Consider the following 19,561-nt stretch of genomic DNA (forward strand, 5'->3'; position numbering starts at 1 on the left):
AGTAAAGAAACGCTGCCGCTGCGTTGGAAGCGGTGGGTGCCACACCCAAAAACAGTGGCAGAAAGAATATACGAGGAGAGATTGTGGGAATGAGCTCGTATGAAATGCTTGTTGACGAAATAGTTTCGTTGATGGGGATGAAGGGTTCTTACGCGGGGATTGAGAAACTTGAATCCATGAGGCGCGAGGGAGACACCAATGCGACGACCTGCCTCGGAGAGCTTTACCTCGAAGGAGCTGGCGTAATTGCAGATACGGAGATGGGCATCAGCCTTCTCCAAGAAGCATCGGAGGCAGGAAACCCGCACGCGGACGATACCCTTGGAAGGGTCTACCTGTACGGTTCGTACGGGGTACCCGAGGACAAGCCGAGGGGCCATGCGTATATAGAAAAGGCGGCCAATGCTGGTATTCCAGAGTCTATCGGCACCTGTGCCTGCGATTACTACTACGGCAAAGGCGTTACGAAAGACCTTGAAAAAGGCTTCGAATGGGCTTTACGCGGAGCTAAGCTGGGGGACCCCGTCTCAAATGCATTGTGTGGTGACGCCTATCAGACGGGCGAAGGCGCCACGAGAAACATCCCTCTTGCGATTCAGCACTATCGCGAGCATCTGAAATCTAATTCAGAGAACACCGATGTAATGTGCGACCTGGCGATTTGCCTTGCTGATATCGGCGGCGAATATGGAACTTTCCCCTCCCAAGACGACCTGACGGAGGCCTTCGGACTGCTCGGCAAAGCTGTCGAGATGGGCGATGTTAGAGCGCATTGCCTTCTCGGAATTATGTACGGAGACGGCAATGGGGTCCCTCAGGATTTCGAACTTTCGCATCATTACATTGAGCTTGCCGCAAATAACGGCTTTGAGCCTGCACAAGAGCTGCTCGGTCGCTTCAGGCGGACCATGCGAGGCAAATGGACTCTCTAATTGGCTTTATCCGCCTGTCGAGCGGTGAGCATATCGTGATACGCACAGAAAGGAAAGACGAACATGCTTAAACTCAAGGATCTTCAGGAGATGGGAAATGTGACATTCGGCGACGCTGCGAATGTCACGCTCGACAATATCCAAACCGCAATCACTGACCTTGCAAAACAAAACGGGATTCCGGTAGCTTTTTATCAGGAAGACGCGAAGGACGGAGGGCTTTTTGGGAGTACCTACACCGCTCTTGTCGCATATCACCCCGAGCATCGTCGTGACTACTTCAACATGGCGATGATAATGACAAAGCAAGGCAACTTCGGCAATGTCTCTGTATATGCAGCAGGCAAATCCAAGCAGATGAACAAGTTCGCTCGCTCGGATGCCTCGAAAGCCGGCTTTGGCGCTGCGATTGCTGGCGGAGGGTCTTTCGCTGTTGGGCAGATGATAGGCGGAGCTCTTGGAAGCATCGGCAAGAGCAAGGCGAGGCTCCAGGAGGAGCAAACGTACTACGAGATTATTTTGAATATCATAGGCGCCGCCTTGAACGAATAATCGATTCATGTCGCAGAGGATGGTTTGCTCCCTTCCTCTTCAAATAAGCTTATGAAGCCGCATTGCCGATGGGTCCATTGAGACAAATCGACAATGCGGCTAATAAGAGCAAGAGCTGTTCTTATCGAAATTCGAGTCAGCGAATCGCGGCGATTGCTGTTCGCACTGGGCAGATAATTGGCTTTTCGGAGAAGGATTCGCTTTTGTAATGTCCAGCGTTTGGAGATTGTGCCACACTGGCGCTCGCGCTCTCGGACATCGTGGCGGCCTGCTTTATTTCTCTTGTTTTGGGAATGGCTCTCACGCCGTTTTCGGTCCAGCGCGGCAGCGGTTCGCTTCGAAGTAATTCGAGCTCTTTCTTTCAGTTGTTTTTTGTGCTGGGAATGCTTGGGGTAGGGGAAGGCTGGCAAGTTTTGCTTGGCACATTTGTTGTCGCTTGCGTATCCAGCGTATAAGGCATATGCGGTTTTCGGGACATAGCAAGAATTTATACAGGTGGTCGCATAATAAACGCTGGTGTTTTTTGGTGCCAGCTGAGCAGTCTATTGAGATGAAACGAGAACGACATGAAGACGTCGAAGTTTAATTACATCATCAAGAAGCCCAATACTGACTCCATTGTTTACAACACGTTGAACAACAGCTTTGTATCTCTTTTAAATGAAGAGCTGGAATGCCTAACAACCGGCAAGTTTGACTTATTGCCGCAAGAGGTGGTAGGTAGCCTGTATGATAACGGTTTTCTTATTGATGAGACCATGGATGAGACCGAGTTTCTTAAGTATCAGTTCGATAGAACCCGATATGCAACTGAAACTTTTGCTGTAACCATAGCACCGACTCTAAATTGCAATTTTGCTTGCGAGTATTGCTATGAAAGTCCACGTCCAGGAGTTCTTGATGATGCTGGATTTGGCTTAATAATGGATTTTATTCGCAGCGCCTACGACCGTGCTCCGTTCAAAAGGCTCCAGGTGAATTGGTACGGTGGAGAGCCTATGCTCTGCATCCAGTCCATAGCTCGATGGAGCAAGGGGCTCCTTAGATTCAGCGAATCCCATGCAGTTAAATATGTGTCACATATTATCACTAACGGATCGCTCGTAACCGAGAAGAATGTCGCCTTGCTGGAGGGCAGCAAGATAAGTAACGCCCAGGTCACCATTGACGGTTGGGGCGACATGCACGACAAAAGGCGTCCATCTCGGGACGGAAAGCCGAAGTTTGATTTAATCCTTTCTGCGGTCGAGCTTATGGCTAAGCATGGCATCGAGGTGAGCATTAGGGTCAATGCCGACATCAACAATCTTTCTGATTATCAGAAACTTGCTGACTACTTTCAAGGAACTGAAAATGTGTATGTGCACATTGGTCACTTGCGTGATTACGAGGCGCTTCCTGCTGACATCTTTAGATGCTTTGATTGCGAGGGGTTTTCGAAAGCGGAATACGAGATCTTTGAGAAATCGGGCTACACAATCGAAGATCTGGACAATATTTTCTCTAAGAGACGAATGTTCTGTGGTGCGTGCACGGAGAACAGCTATGTGATTGACGATCGATGCAACGTTTACAAGTGCTGGAACGATATCGGAGATGAGAGCCAAGCGATATTCAACTTACACGTGCCCGAGGAGAGCCGCGACGTGAACTACGCGGCTTTATGTAGGTATATGACATGGAATCCCTTCGAGGACGAGACCTGCGGAGCATGTGCGTGGATGCCAATTTGCGGCGGAGGCTGCATATTCGAAAAAAGGAAGCTTGGCGACCCATTCTGCTATCCACCGGTTTACTCGGTAGATAAATATTTAGACCTGTATTTGAAGGAGGTGAGAGAGGATGAAGATAATCAAGAAAGCTGAGAGGCAGAGTGCGTACAGCGCGAGTTTTGTACGCAAAAGCTCCTGCGTAGGCTGCTTATGCGACAGTAAGCAGTGCTCTCCGAGCTGCCCTAAGGTTTTGAAATAAGGTCAGCTCGGCGCCCGGAACGATTCCGATATCGTTCCGGGCGCGTTTGATTGTACCATCGTCATTGGTTGCAATCAGGGTGCTCGGGAATGACTATTGGGGTGCTTGCAGGGTGGGTATGTCGACGGAGTCATAATGGCGTTGTATCTCAGTGTCTGCCGATGACAACAGTTTCCCAATGTCCTTCCTCGGAATGAGCAACAGCTTTCTCTCCGGTTTTTTCTTGATGAATCTCACTGTGGTAGCCGGAACCTTCTCCGGCGAGCATGTGCTGCTTGCTGTGGGCAGACGTGTTCCCTGTGATGTCGGCGCCGCAGATGTTGCAGACCGATCTCTCGACGCTCTCGTAGATGGGAATCGTTTCGACCCATGCAGCCTTGTCGACGACCCAGATCTTCTGGGATTCGGCGAGGCTGTTTGATTGCGAATCAGCGAAGCCTTCCCCCGCGCTTGTGGCGTCCGTATAGTCTCCATCGATGACGGTGGTGCTGCTGTCCGTTACGGTTGGCATGGCTCCCGTGGTTTGTTCTGTGCTTTGGCTTTCGGATCGACGGGCATCCGCCGTGCTTGCCTCGGTGCTGCTGGACTCCTTCCCGACGCTTCCTCGATCGGCTGATTCATCGCTCGATACGCTCGCGTTACCGGCGCCATTCGCTCATCCGCCTTGCTGCTTTCGTGGCCTCGGCCGTCGAGGGCTTCGCCGAGCCCGGGGGCAGGCCGGCGCCGACCGAGGAGAGGCGCCGCGCGTTCGGGCGGCGCGCCAAGGAGGTCGTGGACGAGATAGTCGAGAGGCGCGGCCTCAAGAAGGAGTAACATCGGAACTTGCAGCGACGGACGCCAGGACCCTCTTACGCCACATCCGCGCGCGCGACCTTTTGGGCCGAAACAAATACGCGAACGGGGCCTCCCTCAGGGAACGCAGGATGCCTTTAGCGGCGCTTGCTGTGCTGGCGAGCCACTTCGGCGCGGTGTGCGCGGCCGGGGCGGAAGTCGCCCTTCGGCTTCGCGGCGCTCGTCTGCTTGCGGCCGCTTCCGCCCTGCGTCTGCTTGCGCGAGTGATCGCCCTGAGCTTGCGCGCTCTTGCGCGAGCGTTCAGCCTGCGCTTTTGCTCCCTTGGCGGGCTTGCTTGTCGCGGGCGAGCTCTTGCGGGCGCGTTGCCCGTCAGCATGCGTCGCCTTCTTGCTGTTGTGCGCCTTGGTGCCCTTGCCCGCTGGCTTTCCGCTGCGCCCGCCGTTCCCGCTGCGCGCTTCCTCGCGCTCCTCGGCGGCGCGGGCCTGCGCCTTCTTCTTTTTCTTCTCGCGCTTGTCCATCTCGCGCTTCGCCTCGGCGATGTCGGGGTCTCGCTTTGCTGCCGCCTTCGTGGCACGCTCGGCGGCGGCCACGGCGCACGCCTCCTCGTCGAAACCCTCGATGCGCACCTCGGGAATCTCGCGCTTCGTGAACTTCTCGATGTCGGCGAGCGCTTCCTGCGTCTCGGGCGTGACGAAGGAAATCGCGCGGCCCTTCGCGCCTGCACGGCCCGTGCGCCCGATGCGGTGTACGTAGTCCTCCGCCTGCGTGGGCAAATCGTAGTTCACGACGTAGTTCACCTCGTCAACGTCGATGCCTCGGGCGAGCACATCGGTTGCCACCAGGATGTCGGTCGTCCCGGCCGCGAAGTTCTCGAGCGCGCGTCGGCGCTGGTTCTGCGTGCGGCTTGAGTGGATGGCCTCCACCGAGTACCCGGCGCGCTTCAGGCGGCGGCACGTCGCGTCGGCGCGGCTGCGCGTGCGGGCGAACACGATGACGCGCTCGTGCCCCCATGCGGCGATCGTCGCGCGCAGAAGGTCGGCCTTGAGCACCTGCGGCACGCGCACGATGCACTGGTCGACCGTGTCGGCGGTCTCGCCCTTGTGCGCGATTTCCACCACCTCGGGGTCGCGCAAGAACGTGCCCGCAACCCCCTCGATCGAGCGGTCGATGGTGGCGGAGAACAAAAGCGTCTGGCGCGTTTTCGGCGTGGCGGCGACAATCTTTTTCACCGACGGCAGAAAGCCCATGTCAAGCATGCGGTCGGCCTCGTCGAGCACGAGCACCTCCACGCGATCGAGGTGCGCAGCCTTCTGCTCCATGAGGTCGATGAGGCGCCCCGGCGTGGCGATAAGCACGTCGGTTCCGCGTTTCAAGGCGCTGATCTGCGGGTTGTACGACACGCCGCCCACGACGGAAAGCACGCGGTGGTGGGTCGATTTCGCCACAGCCTCGCAGACCTCCGCGATCTGCGCGGCGAGCTCGCGCGTCGGGGTGACGACGAGCATGAGCGGCCCGCGCTCGCCCTTCGCATGCCCGAGCTTGTCCATCGAGGGAAGCGAGAAGGCGGCGGTTTTGCCCGTTCCCGTCTTCGCGGCGGCAATGATGTCGTGCCTTTCGAGTACAAGCGGGATCGCGCGCTCTTGCACGGGGGTCGGCTCTTCGTAGCCGAGGGACGCGACGGCGGCAAGCGCCTTGGGGCTCAGCCCCAGATCGTCGAATGAAGCCATAATTTTTCAGTTGTTCCTTTCCATCTCGGCGCGATGCCGAGTGCGTTAGCGGATGTGTGCGGGGGTATGCCCCCAGTAGAAGTGGAGGAAGTGCTTCTTGCGCATGCGCGCGTCGGTGCTCGGCTCGGCTGCGGCCAGGCGCAACGCGTTGCGAGCGATGTCGATCGCCGCGTTCGGGCGGCGCAGGAAGGAACCCTGCGTGAGCATCGCTTCCACGATAGCGGGGTTCGCATCGACATGACCCATCGCTCCGACGAGCTCGCGCGCGGTCGTCACGTGCAGGGCGGCACCGAGTGAGGTCAGCATGCGCACGTTGATGTTCTCCTGACCATAGGCGCGCCCGAGCAAGATCATGGGCGCCTTCGCGCAGAGGCACTCGGTCACGGTGAGCCCGCCCGGCTTGCAGATTACCAGATCGCTCGCGGCCATGAGCTCGGCCATGCCCTCCACGTACTCGAGCACCGTGGCGTTCGGAATTCCCAGCTCCTCGCATTCCCGTCGCAGATGGGCGGCGTATTCCGCGTCAGCGCCCGCTACGATCACGAGGTGGGTGTTCTTGAAACGGTGCAGGTAGGGAAGCATCTTGTCGAGCGCCTCGCGGAAGCGCACGTAGGGCGTGGGGAGATACGCGCCCGCGAGCGCCAGCACGATGCGCTTGTCCTGCGGCAGCCCGAACTTCTCGCGTCCTGTGGCCTTGTCGTAGGTCTTGCGGAACGCGGGGCGCGCGGGGATGCCCGTAATCGTGATGCGCTCCTCGGGCACCTTGCGCGGGCGTAAGGTCTCGGCCATCGACTCGTTCGCGACGCAGAAAAGGTCGCTGTGCAGATGGGGCCACATGCCCTCCGTCTCGTAGTCGGTGGGGACGCATACGATGGGGAAGGACTGCCCGGTGATCATGCGCGCGCCGACGGCGACGTTGGCGGCGGTGATGTGCGTGCAGACGATGGCGAGGGGCTGGGTTTTGCGCACGTGCTCGGTGAAACGGGGGAACATGATACGCGACCAGGCGGTGCCGCCTCCCCACAGAAGGCGCCCCGTGAGGGTGTAGCGCCAGGTGAGGTCGTAGATGGGACGCGTCGGGCCGGTGAACATCGACGCCATCTTGTCGCCGTTCATGCGCATGCGGCCGAAGTCGAGCACGTCGAGCACCTCGACGTTTAGGTCCTCGGGGCAGGGGACGCCATCGCGAAGGGACGGGTCGTCGCGCAAAAGCTCGAGCGCCTGTGCGACAGCGTTCGCCGCGCTGCGATGGCCCGAGCCGACCGAGGCGTGCATCACGATGACCGTCGGGCGCGCCGCGTCGTCGGGGGTGCTGCCGGCAAGCTCGCGCTCGGGTGCGCCATCGCTCGCGACGACGGCAACCTCGCGCTCGGGTGCGCTGGGTGCGTCGCCCGTGGCCGTGTTCTTCATTTCACCGGTGAGTTCCATGTTCCCCATGCTATACGAGCCGGCCTAGCTCTCGCTCGGCGTTTCGGCAGGCGCGTCTCCGCCGTCGAGGAAGATCTTCCGCGTGACGAAGTTCCACACCATGACGATGAACGTGGCGCCGATCTTGGTGATGAGGTAGTGGATATGCGCGAGCTCGACGCCTGCCCACATGCAGAGGTTGTTGATGATAAGGCCGATCACCGACAAGGTCACGAAGATGATGAACTCGCGGCGCCGGCTCATCCCCTCTTTATGGGTGAAGACGTAGCGCATCGAGGCCAGGTAGTTGAAGATGACGGACGCGGTGAAAGAAATCGTGGCGCTCACCAGGTAGTTCACGCCGAAGACTTCCGTCAAAAGGGCGAGCAGGCCGTAGTCGATGATGAACGCGATCACGCCGACGACGCCGAATTTCATAAGCTGTGCGATAAGTTTCTTCACAATACCCGAGTGCCTTTCGAGCGCGCGTCTTAAGCGTGCGCCCCGTATGTGGTTCCAATAAGCACGCTCAAATCTCGCGCGCAGGCGGTTTCAACCCGCGTGAACTCTATCACAGCGAGCTGCTTGCGGCGCGTTCTCCTCTGATTCCCTGTTTTTCCCTTGACGTCGTGCCGGTTCGGGCTTTCATCCCCTAACATTCACTAGTTAGAAGTTTTGAGTTGCGCGCTTCGGCGCGGCTGATTGCACATATTCACGAGGAGCACCTACATGAGCCTTGAGGCTGCCGATAACACCACCGATCGCACGGGGAAGCCCTCCGTCGCCGTCATCATTCCCTGCTACAACGAAGCGCTCACCATCGCGAAGGTGGTCGACGACTTCAAGCGCGTCTTGCCCGACGCCTCGATCTACGTCTACGACAACAACTCCACCGACGGCACGGGCGACATCGCGCGCGAGCACGGTGCGCAGGTCCGCGTCGAGCGCCGCCAGGGGAAGGGTAACGTTGTGCGCCAGATGATGCGCGACATCGACGCCGACTATTACATCATGGTCGACGGCGACGACACCTATCCCGCCGAGGCCGCGCCCAAGCTTCTGGCGCCGCTTATGAACGACGAGGCCGACATGGTGGTGGGAGATCGCCTGTCGAACGGCACTTACGGCGAGGAAAACGACCGCGCTTTCCACGGCTTCGGTAACAATCTCGTCCGCTTCCTCATCAAGGCCATCTACGGGTTCGAGTTCTCCGACGTCATGACGGGGTATCGCGCCTACAACGAGGTGTTCGCGAAGTCGATGCCGGTGCTCTCGCCGGGATTCGAGATCGAGACGGAGCTGTCGATCCATGCGGTCGACAAGCGCTGGCGCATCGCTGAGGTTCCCATCGATTACCGCGACCGCCCCGAAGGCTCGGAAAGCAAGCTCAACACCTTCTCCGACGGCATGAAGGTGCTCATGATGATTCTCTCGCTGTTCAAGGATTACCGCCCGTTGGCGTTGTTCTCGCTTCTGGGGCTTCTGCTGTGCGTGGTCGGCCTTTTGTTCGGCGTGCCCGTGATCTGGGAGTTTGCCCATACGGGACTCGTCCCGAAGATGCCGAGCGCGCTTTTGGCCGTGGCGTTCATATTCTTGGGAATGCTGTCGTTCTCGTGCGGCCTGATCTTAGACACGGTGGTGAAGGGGACGCGCAAGCAATACGAGCTCGAGGTCACGCGCATCTACGAGGAATGCGGCAAGACTACGCACGCATAGCTGCGGGAATAAGCCGGTGGCAGCGTCCCGCTGCGCCCGCAGTCTCAGGTGGCGGTGTCGGGCGTGCCCAGGCGGTCCCGCGCCGTGTGCTCGCTCAGCGTGCGGCGGCTTCAACCCTCTTTGTGTATCGGGACGCGGCGGCATATGTGATTGCAGGCGAGTTGCGGCTTTCCTAACAGGTGTTTTGCGCTGCCTGAGTAATCTCTCCCCTTTTCTCTCCCCAAAAAGTATCTCTTGGATTACCATTAGCCAGGTATAACTTTCGAGATTCATACAAGTGAAAACGGGGAAGACGTGTTCGATAAACGCTTGCTTTCGATGGTGCCGGGCGCCGTCAAGTTCATCGTCGCCGACGTGGCGTTCCAGTGGATGGCCCTTGCGTGCAACATCGCGCTGTTCATGGTGATCGGCCTGTTCTTGCAGGCAACGCTTGAGGGCGCGGCGGACGCGGGCATGGCGATCGGCGTGCTTGCGGCATCGGCGGCGGCGATCGTGGTGCGCATGGTGTGCCAGACGGCGGCGCAGCGCATGGGCCGCAAGGCCGCTTCCTGCGCGAAATGCTCCATTCGCCAGCAGGTCTACGACAAGCTCGCAGCGCTCGGGCCCGCCTACAGCGAGACCGTGGCGACTGCCGTCGCCGTGCAGGTGAGCGTCGAGGGGACCGAGCAGCTCGAGAGCTACTTTGGCCAATACCTGCCGCAGCTCTTCTACGCCCTGCTCGCGCCCTTGACGCTGTTCGTGGCGCTTTCGCCCCTGTCGCTTCCCGCCGCCGTGGCGCTGCTCGTGTGCGTGCCGCTCATTCCCGCATCCATCGTCTGCGTGCAGAAGATCGCGCGCCGTACCATGCGCAACTACTGGGGCAGCTACACCGATTTGGGCAGCATGTTTCTCGAAGCGATCCAGGGGCTTACGACCCTCAAGATCTATTCCGCCGACGCGCACAAGCACGAGGAGATGAACGGGGCGGCCGAGAGCTTCCGCAAGGCGACGATGCGCCTGCTCACGATGCAGTTGAACTCGATCACCGTCATGGACCTCTTCGCGTTCGGCGGCGCGGCGGTGGGAATGATCTCCGTGCTGTGGCAGTTCTCGTGCGGTGCGGCGACGTTCGCTGCGGCCTTCTCCATCGTGTTTCTGTCGAGCGAGTTCTTCATCCCCATGCGCACGCTGGGCTCGTTCTTCCACACGGCCATGGGCGGCATGGCTGCGGCGGAGAAGATGTATGCGATCCTCGATGCGCCCCTGCCCGTTGACGGTGCACGCGAGGTCGACCCGCGCGATGCGGGCGTGGAATGCCGCGGTGTCGGGTACTCCTACGACGGGAAGCGCCAGGTGCTTGAGGGGGTCGATTTCTCGGCGCCGCGTGGCAGCTTCATCGGCGTGACGGGCGAGAGCGGCTCGGGCAAGTCGACGCTCGCGGGCATTTTGTCGGGCGTGAACGCGCGCTATGCGGGCAACGTCAGCATCGGCGGGATCGATTTGCGCGACATCTCAGCCGAGTCGCTGCGCAAGACCGTCACCACGGTGCCGTTCTCAAGCTACGTGTTCAAGGGAACGCTGCGAGCGAACCTGCTGCTCGCCAAGCCCGATGCGAGCGACGACGAGCTGTGGGGCGCCCTCGCGAAGTGCCGGTTGGCGGGCTTCGTGCGCGAATCGGGCGGTCTCGATATGGAGATCGCGGCAGAGGGCGCGAACCTCTCGGGTGGTCAGCGCCAGCGCCTGGCGTTCGCCCGGGCCCTCCTGCACGACTCGCCCATCTACATCTTCGACGAGGCCACGAGCAACATCGACGCCGAAAGCGAGGCCGCTATCATCTCAGCCGCGCGCGAGCTTGCGGGCAGCCACACGGTCATCATGATCTCGCATCGTTTGTCGGCCATCGAGCATGCCGATGAGATTTATGTCCTTGAGCAGGGAAAACTTGTGGAGCATGGAACGCATTCCCAACTGCTTGCGCGCGGATGCGCCTACGCGCGGTTGTGGAAGAGCCAGTCGCAGTTGGAGGCGTTCGCGCAGGGCGACGGGGAAGCGGCCTCGGGCGAGACGGCGATCCCGGGCGCGAGCGTCCCGGAGTCGCCTTGCGAAGCCGACGAGCCGGTGCGGCCTGCGGGTGACGCCCGCCGCGGGACCCCGGGCGCCGCAGTGCCGCGCCGCCGTTCCAATTTCTCCATCATGGCGCGGCTTGTGGGGCTTACGCGCCCGCTTCTTCCCGTGATGGCGCTCGCCATCGTGCTGGGTGTGCTCGGCTTCCTCGCGGCGATCTTCCTCACCGTGTTCGCAGCGTACGGCCTGCTCAATGCAGCGGGCTCGTGGGGCGTTGTCCCTCTAGGCGTGGCGTGCGCGCTCGTGGTCGTGTGCGGTGTGGTCCGCGGGCCGCTTCGCTATGGCGAGCAGCTGTGCAACCACTACCTGGCGTTCAAGATCCTCGCGCTCGTGCGCGACAAGGTGTTCGGCAAGATGCGCACGCTTGCGCCCGCAAAGCTCGAAGGCCGCGACAAGGGCGACCTTGTGTCCCTGCTCACAGGCGACATCGAGCTTCTCGAGGTGTTCTACGCGCACACGCTCTCGCCCGCCGCGATCGCCCTTATCGTGTCGGTCGTCATGGTGGCGTTCACGGCAACGCTCTCGCCGCTTTTGGCCGCCTTCGCCGCCTTTTCCTACGCGGTCGTGGGCATTGCGGTCCCGTGGATTTCGTCGAAGGCGAGCGGCACGGGCGGGCGCGAGGTGCGCGACGCCATCGGCTCCATGAACGCGTTCGTGCTCGACAGCCTGCGCGGCCTGCGCGAAACGCTGCAGTTCGGGCGCGCCGGCGATCGCGCGTGCGAGCTGGCCTGCCGCATGAGCGACCTCGCCAAGGTGGAAGGTCGCTTGAAGGATCGCACGGCGGTGGCCATGGCGGCGACGGGTGCGGTGGTGCTCGCGCTCGATATGGGCATGCTGCTCGCGGCGATGCATCTGGCGAACAGCGGGACGATCGCCTTCGGCCCGGCGGCGATCGCGTGCGCGGCGCTCATGTCATCGTTCGGCCCGGTCATCGCCGTGGCGAACCTGGGTTCGACGCTGCAGCAGACGCTCGCATCGGGCGCCCGCGTGCTCGACGTGCTCGACGAGAGTCCGCAGACCGTAGAGATTGAAGACGGCGTCTCGCTCGACGGGTTCAGCGGCGCTATGGCGAGCCATGTCGACTTCTCGTACGGCGATGCGTGCGTGCTCTCCGATGTCGAGCTGAGCATTCAGCCAGGTCAGGTGGTTCGCATCGCGGGACGCTCGGGATCGGGGAAGTCGACCCTGCTCAAGCTGTTCATGCGCTTCTGGGACGTGAGCAGCGGCGCTATCGAGGTGTCGGGGCGCGACGTTCGCCGCGTGGCCACCGCGAGCCTGCGCCAGGTGGAAGGCTTCATGACGCAGGAGACGCACCTGTTCGCGGGCACCGTGCGCGACAATCTTGCCTTCGCGAAGCCGGGCGCGAGCGATGAGGAAATCATGGCCTCGTGCGAAAAGGCCTCCATCGCCGGCTTCGTCCGCAGGCTTCCTTCAGGCCTCGATACTCAGGTGGGGGAACTCGGCGATGCGCTTTCGGGCGGCGAGCGCCAGCGACTGGGACTTGCGCGCGTGTTTTTGCACGACGCGCCCTTCGTGCTGCTTGATGAGCCCACGAGCAACTTGGATGCCCTGAACGAGGCCGCCGTGCTGCGGGCGCTCGCCGACAATCGGGCGGGGAAGACGGTGCTGCTCGTAAGCCATCGTCCGAGCGCCGCCGCCATCGCCGATGCGACCTACTCGGTCGAGCACGGCCGGGTGTCGTAGTGCGAGGGAGAGCTGCGCCGCGGGGTAGATGGCGACGTGCGGGAAGCGCTGCCTCACGGGGCTCGTGGGAAGGCGCTGCGCCCCGTGGGGCTTGCAAGACTCGCGAGCGGGTGCTGCGGGCGCGGCTATCCCTGCAATAAGAAACGCCAGGTCTTGCGGCCTGGCGTTTTCATTTTACCCTGGTGCCCCTGGCAGGATTCGAACCTGTGGCTTTCTGCTCCGGAGGCAGACGCTCTATCCCCTGAGCTACAGGGGCACAACCCAGGAATTATACGCTATCATGGGTGAATCGCAAACATCGATATCGAAAATGAAAGAGAACGGGCAAAGGGCATGGGAGAAATCGTAACGATCGAGCGCATGGGGTTCGGCCCCGAGGCGGTCGCGCATCTTGAGAGCGGCAAGGCCGTGTTCGTCGAAGGCGGTGCGCCGGGCGACGTGCTCGCCATTGAGCTGACGGAGGAGAAGCACTCCTTTGCGCGTGCGCGCATCACCGAGGTGAAAGAGCCTGCGGCGTGCCGCGTGGCCCCCACCTGGGCGGAGCCGTCGTCGCAAGGGGTCGCTCCTTGGCAGCACCTCAGCTATGAGGCCCAGCTTGCCGCGAAGACCGACAACGTCGTTGCGGCGCTTTCGCGCACGGCCGGCTTCGGAGACGAACGCGCGGCTGCCCTCGTGCGCCCTTGCCTGGGAAGCAAGCGACAGTGGGGGTATCGCAACAAGATCGAGCTCGGCGCGGCGTTCGATGCGGCGGGCATGTTCCAGCTGGGCTTTCACGATGAAGGCTGCCAAGACGTCGTCGCGAGCGCCACGTGCCCGGTTGCCTACAAGCAGATCGAGCGTGCCCCCAAGGCGCTGCGCGGGGCGCTCCGCTTCGCGCAAGGTGCGGACGACCTGGGAATTTTCCGCGTCGGCGTGCGGCATAGCGTGCGCACCCACAGCACCGAGGTCGCGCTTTGGACGACGCCCGCCGCCTTCCCGCGCGGCCATGTGGCCAACATCCTCAAGGGGTCGTTCAAGGCCACGAGCATTGTGCGCGTGCTCGCCGACCCCGGTCGCGCGCGCAAGATCAAGGGAGTGGAGGTGCTCGACGGCAAGGGCTTTTGGGAGGAGAAGCTGCTCGGCTTCACCTTCCGCGTGGCAGCGCCGTCGTTTTTCCAGGTGAACACCGCGCAGGCGGAAAAGCTCATCGGCGAGGTCATTCGCGGGCTCGGTGGGGAAGTAGGCGATGAGGGGCCTGTCGGCCTTGACGAGATGCTCATTGCCGATCTGTACTCGGGCGGCGGCACGTTCTCCATCCCGCTCGCCGCGGCGGGCGCCGACGTGATCGCCGTCGAATCGGCGGGAAGCTCCGTGCGAGATCTGCGACGCAACGCCGACGCCAACGGGGTCGACATCGAGATTATCGGCGGCGATGCGGCCCGCGAGCTTCCCGAGCTGGGCGAGCTCGACGCGCTCGTCGTCGACCCGCCGCGCGCGGGCCTGGCGGACGGCGTGGTGGAAAGCATCGCTGCGGCGCGCCCCGAGCGCGTGGCGTACGTGAGCTGCAATCCCGCGACTTGGGCGCGTGACGTGGCGCGCTTCGAGGACAACGGCTATGGGCTGCTTTACGCGCAGCCGGTCGATTTGTTCCCCCAGACCTACCACGTCGAGGTCGTGAGCATTTTTGTGCAGAAAAATGCAAAATAGTTCTTGCCAAGGGCCGCGACCTTTGCGATAATATCCTGGCTGCTTTCGCAAGGAAGCGACTTCGTCCCCATAGTCTAGAGGTTAGGACGCGGCCCTTTCAAGGCTGAGACACGAGTTCGATTCTCGTTGGGGGCACCATTCGAAATGAACGGGCTGGTTGTTATCTTCCAGCCCGTTTTTCGTATGCGCGCTAAAACGGCGGTAGTTGTTCCTTTGCCCCTTACCCGCGTGTCTTCTGGTTTTGCCTTCGTTTGCGAACATTGCGGTTTTTGCATCATGTTCGCCGCATACTGGTAAAATACAGGTTCGTATGCAATCATCTGCCCGCCCGTGCAGCCTGGTCGGCCGCCCTGCGGGTCAAGGAAACGCAAAGGAGCCGCCTTATGGCGTTGTACACCCCCGAATACAAGCCGAACGGCAACGAAATCGCCGTCCTCACCACTTCCAAGGGAACCATCCGCGTGCAGCTCGCCGGCAACGACGCCCCCATCCACGTGGGCAACTTCGTCGAGCTTTCCCAGAAGGGCTACTACGATGGCCTGAAGTTCCATCGCTACGTCCCCGGCTTCGTCATCCAGGGCGGCTGCCCGAACACGCGCGACCTCACGCCTGAGCAGGTCATCAACGAGGGTTCTCGTCGCGGCTGCGGCACGGGCAACCCGGGCTACTCCATCCATGAGGAGTACACCACCAACCCGAACAATGTGCACAAGGACGGCACGCTCGCCATGGCACGTTCGTCAAACCCCAACTCCGCGGGTTCCCAGTTCTACTTCTGCCTGGGCGCGCAGCCTTTCCTTGACGACGGCTACACCGTGTTTGGCCAGACCATCGAGGGCAAAGACGTCATCGGTCAGCTCCGCGTGGGCGATGTGATCGAGAAGATCGAGATCGAGAACGCCAACGAATAAACCGATATCCCGGCGTTTTGCCCGGATCGAAGGAACCAGATGAACAACGAGCTTTTCAACAAAGCGCAATCTCTCTACGACGCCAAGGACTTCCAGGGCGCGCTCATGGCGTTCACGCAGTGTCTGCAGGATGAGGCTATGCCGCCGGCGCCCGGCGAGACGGGGCGTTTGTACCACCAGATCGGCAACTGCCTGATCAAGCTGAGGGATGCCAACGAGGCCATCCAGGCGTACACGCAGGCCGTGGCCGATCCCGCCTACGACATGAAGGGCGCGGTCGACTGCAATCTCGGCATGGCGTACGCGTCGCTCCACGACTACGACAACGCGGTGCACTATTTCGAGGCCGCGGTGGCCGACGAGGGATACGACGCGCGCTATAAGGCCTACATCGGCATGGGCAACGCGTACATGAAGGTGGGCAAGACCGCGGAGGCGGGCGTCGCGTTTCGCGAGGCCGCGCTCGACGAGGGCAATCCCGATCCTACGAAGGCGCTGCTCAACCTGGGTGTTTGCTTCATGGCCCTCAACCGTCCGGCAGATGCGGTCGCGTCCTACGAGAGCGCGTTCCAGTTCGACATGCCCCAGGCGATGAAGAACAAGCTCAACGCGAATCTGGGTCAGGCCTACGTCGCGTGCGGCGAGATGGCGAAGGCCGTCTCCGCATTCGAGTCGGCCATCGCCGATCAGACGTACTTTCTCTCCGACTCCGCGAGCGTCGACTATCAGCGCGCGGTGGGCGCCGTGGCTCAGGGAACGTCTTCCCAGCCTACGCAGGTGCTCGCGCCTGTTGACATGTCGGGCTTCGACGTGGTCGCCGACGGTACGGCGGTCTATCCCGAGGCTGAAAGCTATCCTGCCGAAGCAGTTCCTCAGGACCCGTACTATTACGACGACGGCCCCATGGAAGGCGCGCCGGGTTATCCGGAAGCTTACGCGGATGGCAACGACGACCGCTTCTTCACCGCGAGCGACGAAGAGCTCGAGCAGTGGTCGCGCGGCATCGCCAAGCAGGAGCGCAAGCGCAGAAACGTCGGCCTTAAGATTGTGGTGGCCATCATCATCGTGATCATCCTCGCGCTCGGCGCCGCCGTGTTCGCCTACACCCAAGGCTACGGCTTCCCGACGCAGGAAAGCGTCGCCAAGGAGCTGCTCGCGAACCCGTCCGGCTCCGATGCCCTGTTCTCGAAGGACGTTGAGGACATCGATTCGCTTACGGGCCCGATTGTGACTGACTCCTCCGCGGAGGTGCTCGGCGTCGACAAATCGATGAGCAACTCGACCGTTTACGTGAAGGCAACCACCGACCAGGGTGGGGAAGTGCAGTACAAGATCTCGATGGTTCGCGACCTCATCGGTTGGAAGATTTCGAACGTCGAGCTTTATTTCCCCAGCCAAAACTAACTATTTCGCGCGCTTTGGGCGCGTGGGAATAAAACGAACCGAACAAGAAAGGTTACAAGCATGGCAATCGAGAAGACCTACAACATGATCAAGCCCGACGGTGTGCGCAACGGTCACATCGGCGAGATCATCTCCCGCATCGAGCGCGTCGGCCTGACCATCGAGCGCATGGAGCTCGGCATGGTGACGCTTGAAGAGGCGGAGGCGAACTACGGCGAGCACAAGGGCAAGCCGTTCTACGAGGGTCTTGTCTCCTACATCACGTCCGGCCCGGTTGTGAAGATGGTCGTCTCCGGCGAGAACGCCGTGGCCACCATGCGCAAGCTCATGGGCGCCACCAACTGCGCCGATGCCGCCCCCGGCACCATCCGCGGCGACTTCGGCCTGACCGTCGACGAGAACGTGATCCACGGCTCCGACTCCGTCGAGTCCGCCGAGCGCGAGATCAAGGTGTTCTTCGGCGCATAAGCTGCGATTGAGCGAGCGTCATAGGGAGCACGTTTAGCCCCAAGCGCATCCGAAAGCCGGCAAGCCCTCATGGCTTGTCGGCTTTCTTGCGTTTTCGAGGGGTGTGACAGTGGTGCGCAGGCACGAAATCCCATCCATCCCGCGTCGGGGAAACGTGCCACTGGTCGATATGTTACTCTTTGGGTGCGCTTGTCGGAGTAGCATGATACGCGCACGAAGTAATCCCAGACGAGATAAGGATGCGTGCGTATGCTCTATCGAGTTATCGATGCGGGCGAGCTTCCCTCGCTTGTGTCGGCCTTCTTGGAAACCTATGAGGTGATCGCCCCCGTCAAGAGCGGCATGAGCCATGCGTACTCGACGGTCGAGTCGTTCGAGGAAATCGCGCTCGATTACACGACCACCATCACCCCGCTGAAGAAGCTCTTCTTGCCGGTGCGCGAGACGCTTCTCACCTTCGACGCCGAGACCAACGACGTCACCGAGTACTCGGAGCCTGTCGTACCGCGCGTCGTGTTCGGCGCCCATGCGTGTGACATCAACGCGCTCAACAGCCTTGACCTGGTGTTCCGAGACGGACCGTACCCCGATCCGTACTACACGGCGCGCCGCAACGCCACGCTTATCGTGGGCATCAGCTGCATGCCGACCGACACCTGCTTTTGCCATCTGTGGGGAAGCGACGAGGCTCGCTTCGGCTACGATTTGTTCCTGCAGGATATCGGCGGGAAGTACCTGGTGAGCATCTCGAGCGTCGAGGCCGCGAACATCTTGGAGGCGGCGTGCTCTCCCCGTGAGGCGACCGACGAGGAGCGAGCGGAGTTCCGCCACGTCACCCGCCGTCGTCAGGAGGCTTTCAACAAGGAAATCCCCGACATCCAGGAAGTCGCCATGCTGATGGACGCCTTCCATTCCGACCCCTTCTGGGAGGAACTCGGCGGACGCTGCCTGTCGTGCACCGCGTGCGCCTCGGCGTGCCCGACGTGCTACTGCTTCGATATCCGCGACGTGCGCACCCCCGACGGCAAGCACGGCTCGCGCGAGCGCGTGTGGGACTGCTGCACGAACCCGCAGTTCGCCGTCGTGGCGGGCGGGCACAACTTCCGACCCGACGGGCGCAACCGCGTGCGCCATCGCATGTATCACAAGCTCAACGGCTTTCTGGCCACGCACGACCGCATGCTCTGCGTGGGATGCGGGCGCTGCGTGCGCGCTTGCAAGGCCAACATCAATCCCATCGAGGTGCTGAAGTTCTTCGAGCGAAAGGGGGCAGACGATGCCGAATAACGTTGCAGCCTCCGCAATCGAGGTGCATCCCTTCCATGACGCCGGGTCGCCGATGACCGGCGCCGAGCGCATGGCCGCGAACCCGTATCGCCCGTGGCCGGCGCGCATCACATCGATCACCGAGCTCACCGCGACCGAGAAGCTCTTCGAGTTCCGCCTGGTCGACGAGTGCATCCGCAACGCGTTCCACCATGAGCCCGGCCAGTTCGTCGAGCTTTCCATCTTCGGAGTGGGCGAGGCGCCGATCTCCATCTCGTCCTCGCCGTCGAAGAGCGGCTTCATCGAGCTGTGCGTGCGCCGCGCGGGCCGCTTCACCGAGGCGCTCCATAAGATGCAGTGCGGCGACATCGTGGGCATTCGCGGGCCTTTCGGGCGCGGCTTTCCCTTCGAGAAGATGCGCGGTCACGACATCCTGCTCGTGGCGGGTGGTCTTGGCATCGCGCCGCTTCGCAGCCTTATCAACAACATCCACGACGAGCGCTCCGACTTCGGCAAAGTCACCATCATCTACGGCAGCAAGACGCCGCAGGAAGTGATGTTCCGCAACCAGTTCGAGATGTGGCGCCACCGCAGGGATTTCGACCTCTACCTTACCGTCGACCACGCCGACGAGACGTGGGACGGCGAGGAAGGCCTGGTCACGAAGCCCTTCGAGCGGCTCGAAATCAACCCGGACAACACATATGGCGCCGTGTGCGGCCCGCCGGTGATGTATCGGTTCGTCGTGCAGGAAATGCGCAAGAAGGGTATTTCCTACGACCACATCTACATGAGCTTCGAGCGGCACATGAAATGCGGCATGGGCAAATGCGGCCACTGCCAAATCGGGCACCAGTACTGCTGTATCGACGGGCCCGTGTTCAACTACTGGGAAGCCAAGAACATCCAGGGGTCGATGTAG

Annotated in this window: 15 protein-coding genes and 2 tRNA genes; 12 read left to right on the top strand and 5 right to left on the bottom strand. The window is 61.3% G+C overall.

Translation table 11 applies throughout. The features are described from left to right. Positions 1-89: 89 nt before the first annotated feature. The 3 genes from Q0I65_RS00005 to Q0I65_RS00015 all read left to right on the top strand — a co-directional run bounded on the left by Q0I65_RS00005 (position 90) and on the right by Q0I65_RS00015 (position 3,349). Positions 90-932 (top strand): tetratricopeptide repeat protein, encoded by an 843-nt coding sequence (locus tag Q0I65_RS00005; protein ID WP_296058488.1) that lies wholly within the window; start codon positions 90-92, stop codon positions 930-932. 63 nt (positions 933-995) lie between these two features. Then, positions 996-1,484 carry a hypothetical protein gene (locus Q0I65_RS00010; RefSeq protein WP_296058490.1) on the top strand — a complete coding sequence of 163 codons (489 nt, stop codon included), beginning with the start codon at positions 996-998 and terminating at the stop codon, positions 1,482-1,484. 566 nt (positions 1,485-2,050) lie between these two features. Then, positions 2,051-3,349 (top strand): radical SAM protein, encoded by a 1,299-nt coding sequence (locus tag Q0I65_RS00015; RefSeq protein ID WP_296058492.1) that lies wholly within the window; start codon positions 2,051-2,053, stop codon positions 3,347-3,349. Positions 3,350-3,603: 254 nt separating this feature from the next. Here the strand turns inward: Q0I65_RS00015 and Q0I65_RS00020 are convergent, their stop codons facing one another. The 4 genes from Q0I65_RS00020 to Q0I65_RS00035 form a co-directional block, all read right to left on the bottom strand. Further along, positions 3,604-3,966 carry a hypothetical protein gene (locus Q0I65_RS00020; protein WP_296058493.1) on the bottom strand — a complete coding sequence of 121 codons (363 nt, stop codon included), beginning with the start codon at positions 3,964-3,966 and terminating at the stop codon, positions 3,604-3,606. 418 nt (positions 3,967-4,384) lie between these two features. After that, on the bottom strand, positions 4,385-5,974 hold the full coding sequence (locus tag Q0I65_RS00025; protein WP_296058495.1) for a DEAD/DEAH box helicase: 1,590 nt from the start codon (positions 5,972-5,974) through the stop codon (positions 4,385-4,387). A 45-nt stretch (positions 5,975-6,019) separates the two neighbouring features. Further along, positions 6,020-7,402 (bottom strand): glycosyltransferase, encoded by a 1,383-nt coding sequence (locus tag Q0I65_RS00030; RefSeq protein WP_296058497.1) that lies wholly within the window; start codon positions 7,400-7,402, stop codon positions 6,020-6,022. A 24-nt stretch (positions 7,403-7,426) separates the two neighbouring features. Then, positions 7,427-7,843 (bottom strand): GtrA family protein, encoded by a 417-nt coding sequence (locus Q0I65_RS00035; protein WP_276997113.1) that lies wholly within the window; start codon positions 7,841-7,843, stop codon positions 7,427-7,429. 267 nt (positions 7,844-8,110) lie between these two features. Between Q0I65_RS00035 and Q0I65_RS00040 the strand changes: the two genes are divergently transcribed. Together Q0I65_RS00040 and cydC are read left to right on the top strand one after the other, a co-directional pair. Further along, positions 8,111-9,097, top strand: a complete 987-nt coding sequence (locus tag Q0I65_RS00040; RefSeq protein WP_296058501.1) for a glycosyltransferase family 2 protein — start codon at positions 8,111-8,113, stop codon at positions 9,095-9,097. Positions 9,098-9,391: 294 nt separating this feature from the next. After that, the gene (gene cydC / locus Q0I65_RS00045) at positions 9,392-12,904 is read left to right on the top strand and encodes a thiol reductant ABC exporter subunit CydC (RefSeq protein ID WP_296058503.1); all 3,513 of its coding nucleotides are present in this window, start codon (positions 9,392-9,394) and stop codon (positions 12,902-12,904) included. 180 nt (positions 12,905-13,084) lie between these two features. Here the strand turns inward: cydC and Q0I65_RS00050 are convergent. Beyond that, a tRNA-Arg gene (locus tag Q0I65_RS00050) sits at positions 13,085-13,160 on the bottom strand. A gap of 77 nt (positions 13,161-13,237) precedes the next feature. Between Q0I65_RS00050 and rlmD the strand changes: the two genes are divergently transcribed. The 7 genes from rlmD to Q0I65_RS00085 all read left to right on the top strand — a co-directional run bounded on the left by rlmD (position 13,238) and on the right by Q0I65_RS00085 (position 19,561). Beyond that, positions 13,238-14,590 carry a 23S rRNA (uracil(1939)-C(5))-methyltransferase RlmD gene (rlmD, locus tag Q0I65_RS00055; RefSeq protein ID WP_296058505.1) on the top strand — a complete coding sequence of 451 codons (1,353 nt, stop codon included), beginning with the start codon at positions 13,238-13,240 and terminating at the stop codon, positions 14,588-14,590. 63 nt (positions 14,591-14,653) lie between these two features. Further along, positions 14,654-14,728, top strand: a tRNA-Glu gene (locus Q0I65_RS00060). Positions 14,729-14,973: 245 nt separating this feature from the next. Then, positions 14,974-15,501 (top strand): peptidylprolyl isomerase, encoded by a 528-nt coding sequence (locus Q0I65_RS00065; protein WP_296058507.1) that lies wholly within the window; start codon positions 14,974-14,976, stop codon positions 15,499-15,501. Positions 15,502-15,540: 39 nt separating this feature from the next. Beyond that, positions 15,541-16,905, top strand: a complete 1,365-nt coding sequence (locus Q0I65_RS00070) for a tetratricopeptide repeat protein (protein WP_296058509.1) — start codon at positions 15,541-15,543, stop codon at positions 16,903-16,905. 60 nt (positions 16,906-16,965) lie between these two features. Continuing rightward, positions 16,966-17,373 carry a nucleoside-diphosphate kinase gene (ndk, locus tag Q0I65_RS00075; protein WP_296058511.1) on the top strand — a complete coding sequence of 136 codons (408 nt, stop codon included), beginning with the start codon at positions 16,966-16,968 and terminating at the stop codon, positions 17,371-17,373. Positions 17,374-17,622: 249 nt separating this feature from the next. Further along, positions 17,623-18,660, top strand: a complete 1,038-nt coding sequence (locus Q0I65_RS00080) for a 4Fe-4S dicluster domain-containing protein (protein ID WP_296058513.1) — start codon at positions 17,623-17,625, stop codon at positions 18,658-18,660. Then, positions 18,650-19,561 carry an FAD/NAD(P)-binding protein gene (locus Q0I65_RS00085; RefSeq protein ID WP_296058515.1) on the top strand — a complete coding sequence of 304 codons (912 nt, stop codon included), beginning with the start codon at positions 18,650-18,652 and terminating at the stop codon, positions 19,559-19,561. The genes Q0I65_RS00080 and Q0I65_RS00085 overlap by 11 nt, the downstream gene beginning before the upstream one ends.

It is taken from the genome of uncultured Ellagibacter sp., assembly GCF_934643285.1.
GTDB lineage: Bacteria > Actinomycetota > Coriobacteriia > Coriobacteriales > Eggerthellaceae > Ellagibacter.

Excerpts from the sequence above, each read along its gene's own strand:
- Q0I65_RS00005 (WP_296058488.1), top strand. The coding sequence starts at position 90 with ATGAGCTCGTATGAAATGCTTGTTGACGAAATAGTTTCGTTGATGGGG.
- Q0I65_RS00010 (WP_296058490.1), top strand. The coding sequence starts at position 996 with ATGCTTAAACTCAAGGATCTTCAGGAGATGGGAAATGTGACATTCGGC.
- Q0I65_RS00015 (WP_296058492.1), top strand. The coding sequence starts at position 2,051 with ATGAAGACGTCGAAGTTTAATTACATCATCAAGAAGCCCAATACTGAC.
- Q0I65_RS00020 (WP_296058493.1), bottom strand. The coding sequence starts at position 3,966 with ATGCCAACCGTAACGGACAGCAGCACCACCGTCATCGATGGAGACTAT.
- Q0I65_RS00025 (WP_296058495.1), bottom strand. The coding sequence starts at position 5,974 with ATGGCTTCATTCGACGATCTGGGGCTGAGCCCCAAGGCGCTTGCCGCC.
- Q0I65_RS00030 (WP_296058497.1), bottom strand. The coding sequence starts at position 7,402 with ATGGAACTCACCGGTGAAATGAAGAACACGGCCACGGGCGACGCACCC.
- Q0I65_RS00040 (WP_296058501.1), top strand. The coding sequence starts at position 8,111 with ATGAGCCTTGAGGCTGCCGATAACACCACCGATCGCACGGGGAAGCCC.
- rlmD (WP_296058505.1), top strand. The coding sequence starts at position 13,238 with ATGGGAGAAATCGTAACGATCGAGCGCATGGGGTTCGGCCCCGAGGCG.
- Q0I65_RS00065 (WP_296058507.1), top strand. The coding sequence starts at position 14,974 with ATGGCGTTGTACACCCCCGAATACAAGCCGAACGGCAACGAAATCGCC.
- Q0I65_RS00070 (WP_296058509.1), top strand. The coding sequence starts at position 15,541 with ATGAACAACGAGCTTTTCAACAAAGCGCAATCTCTCTACGACGCCAAG.
- ndk (WP_296058511.1), top strand. The coding sequence starts at position 16,966 with ATGGCAATCGAGAAGACCTACAACATGATCAAGCCCGACGGTGTGCGC.
- Q0I65_RS00080 (WP_296058513.1), top strand. The coding sequence starts at position 17,623 with ATGCTCTATCGAGTTATCGATGCGGGCGAGCTTCCCTCGCTTGTGTCG.
- Q0I65_RS00085 (WP_296058515.1), top strand. The coding sequence starts at position 18,650 with ATGCCGAATAACGTTGCAGCCTCCGCAATCGAGGTGCATCCCTTCCAT.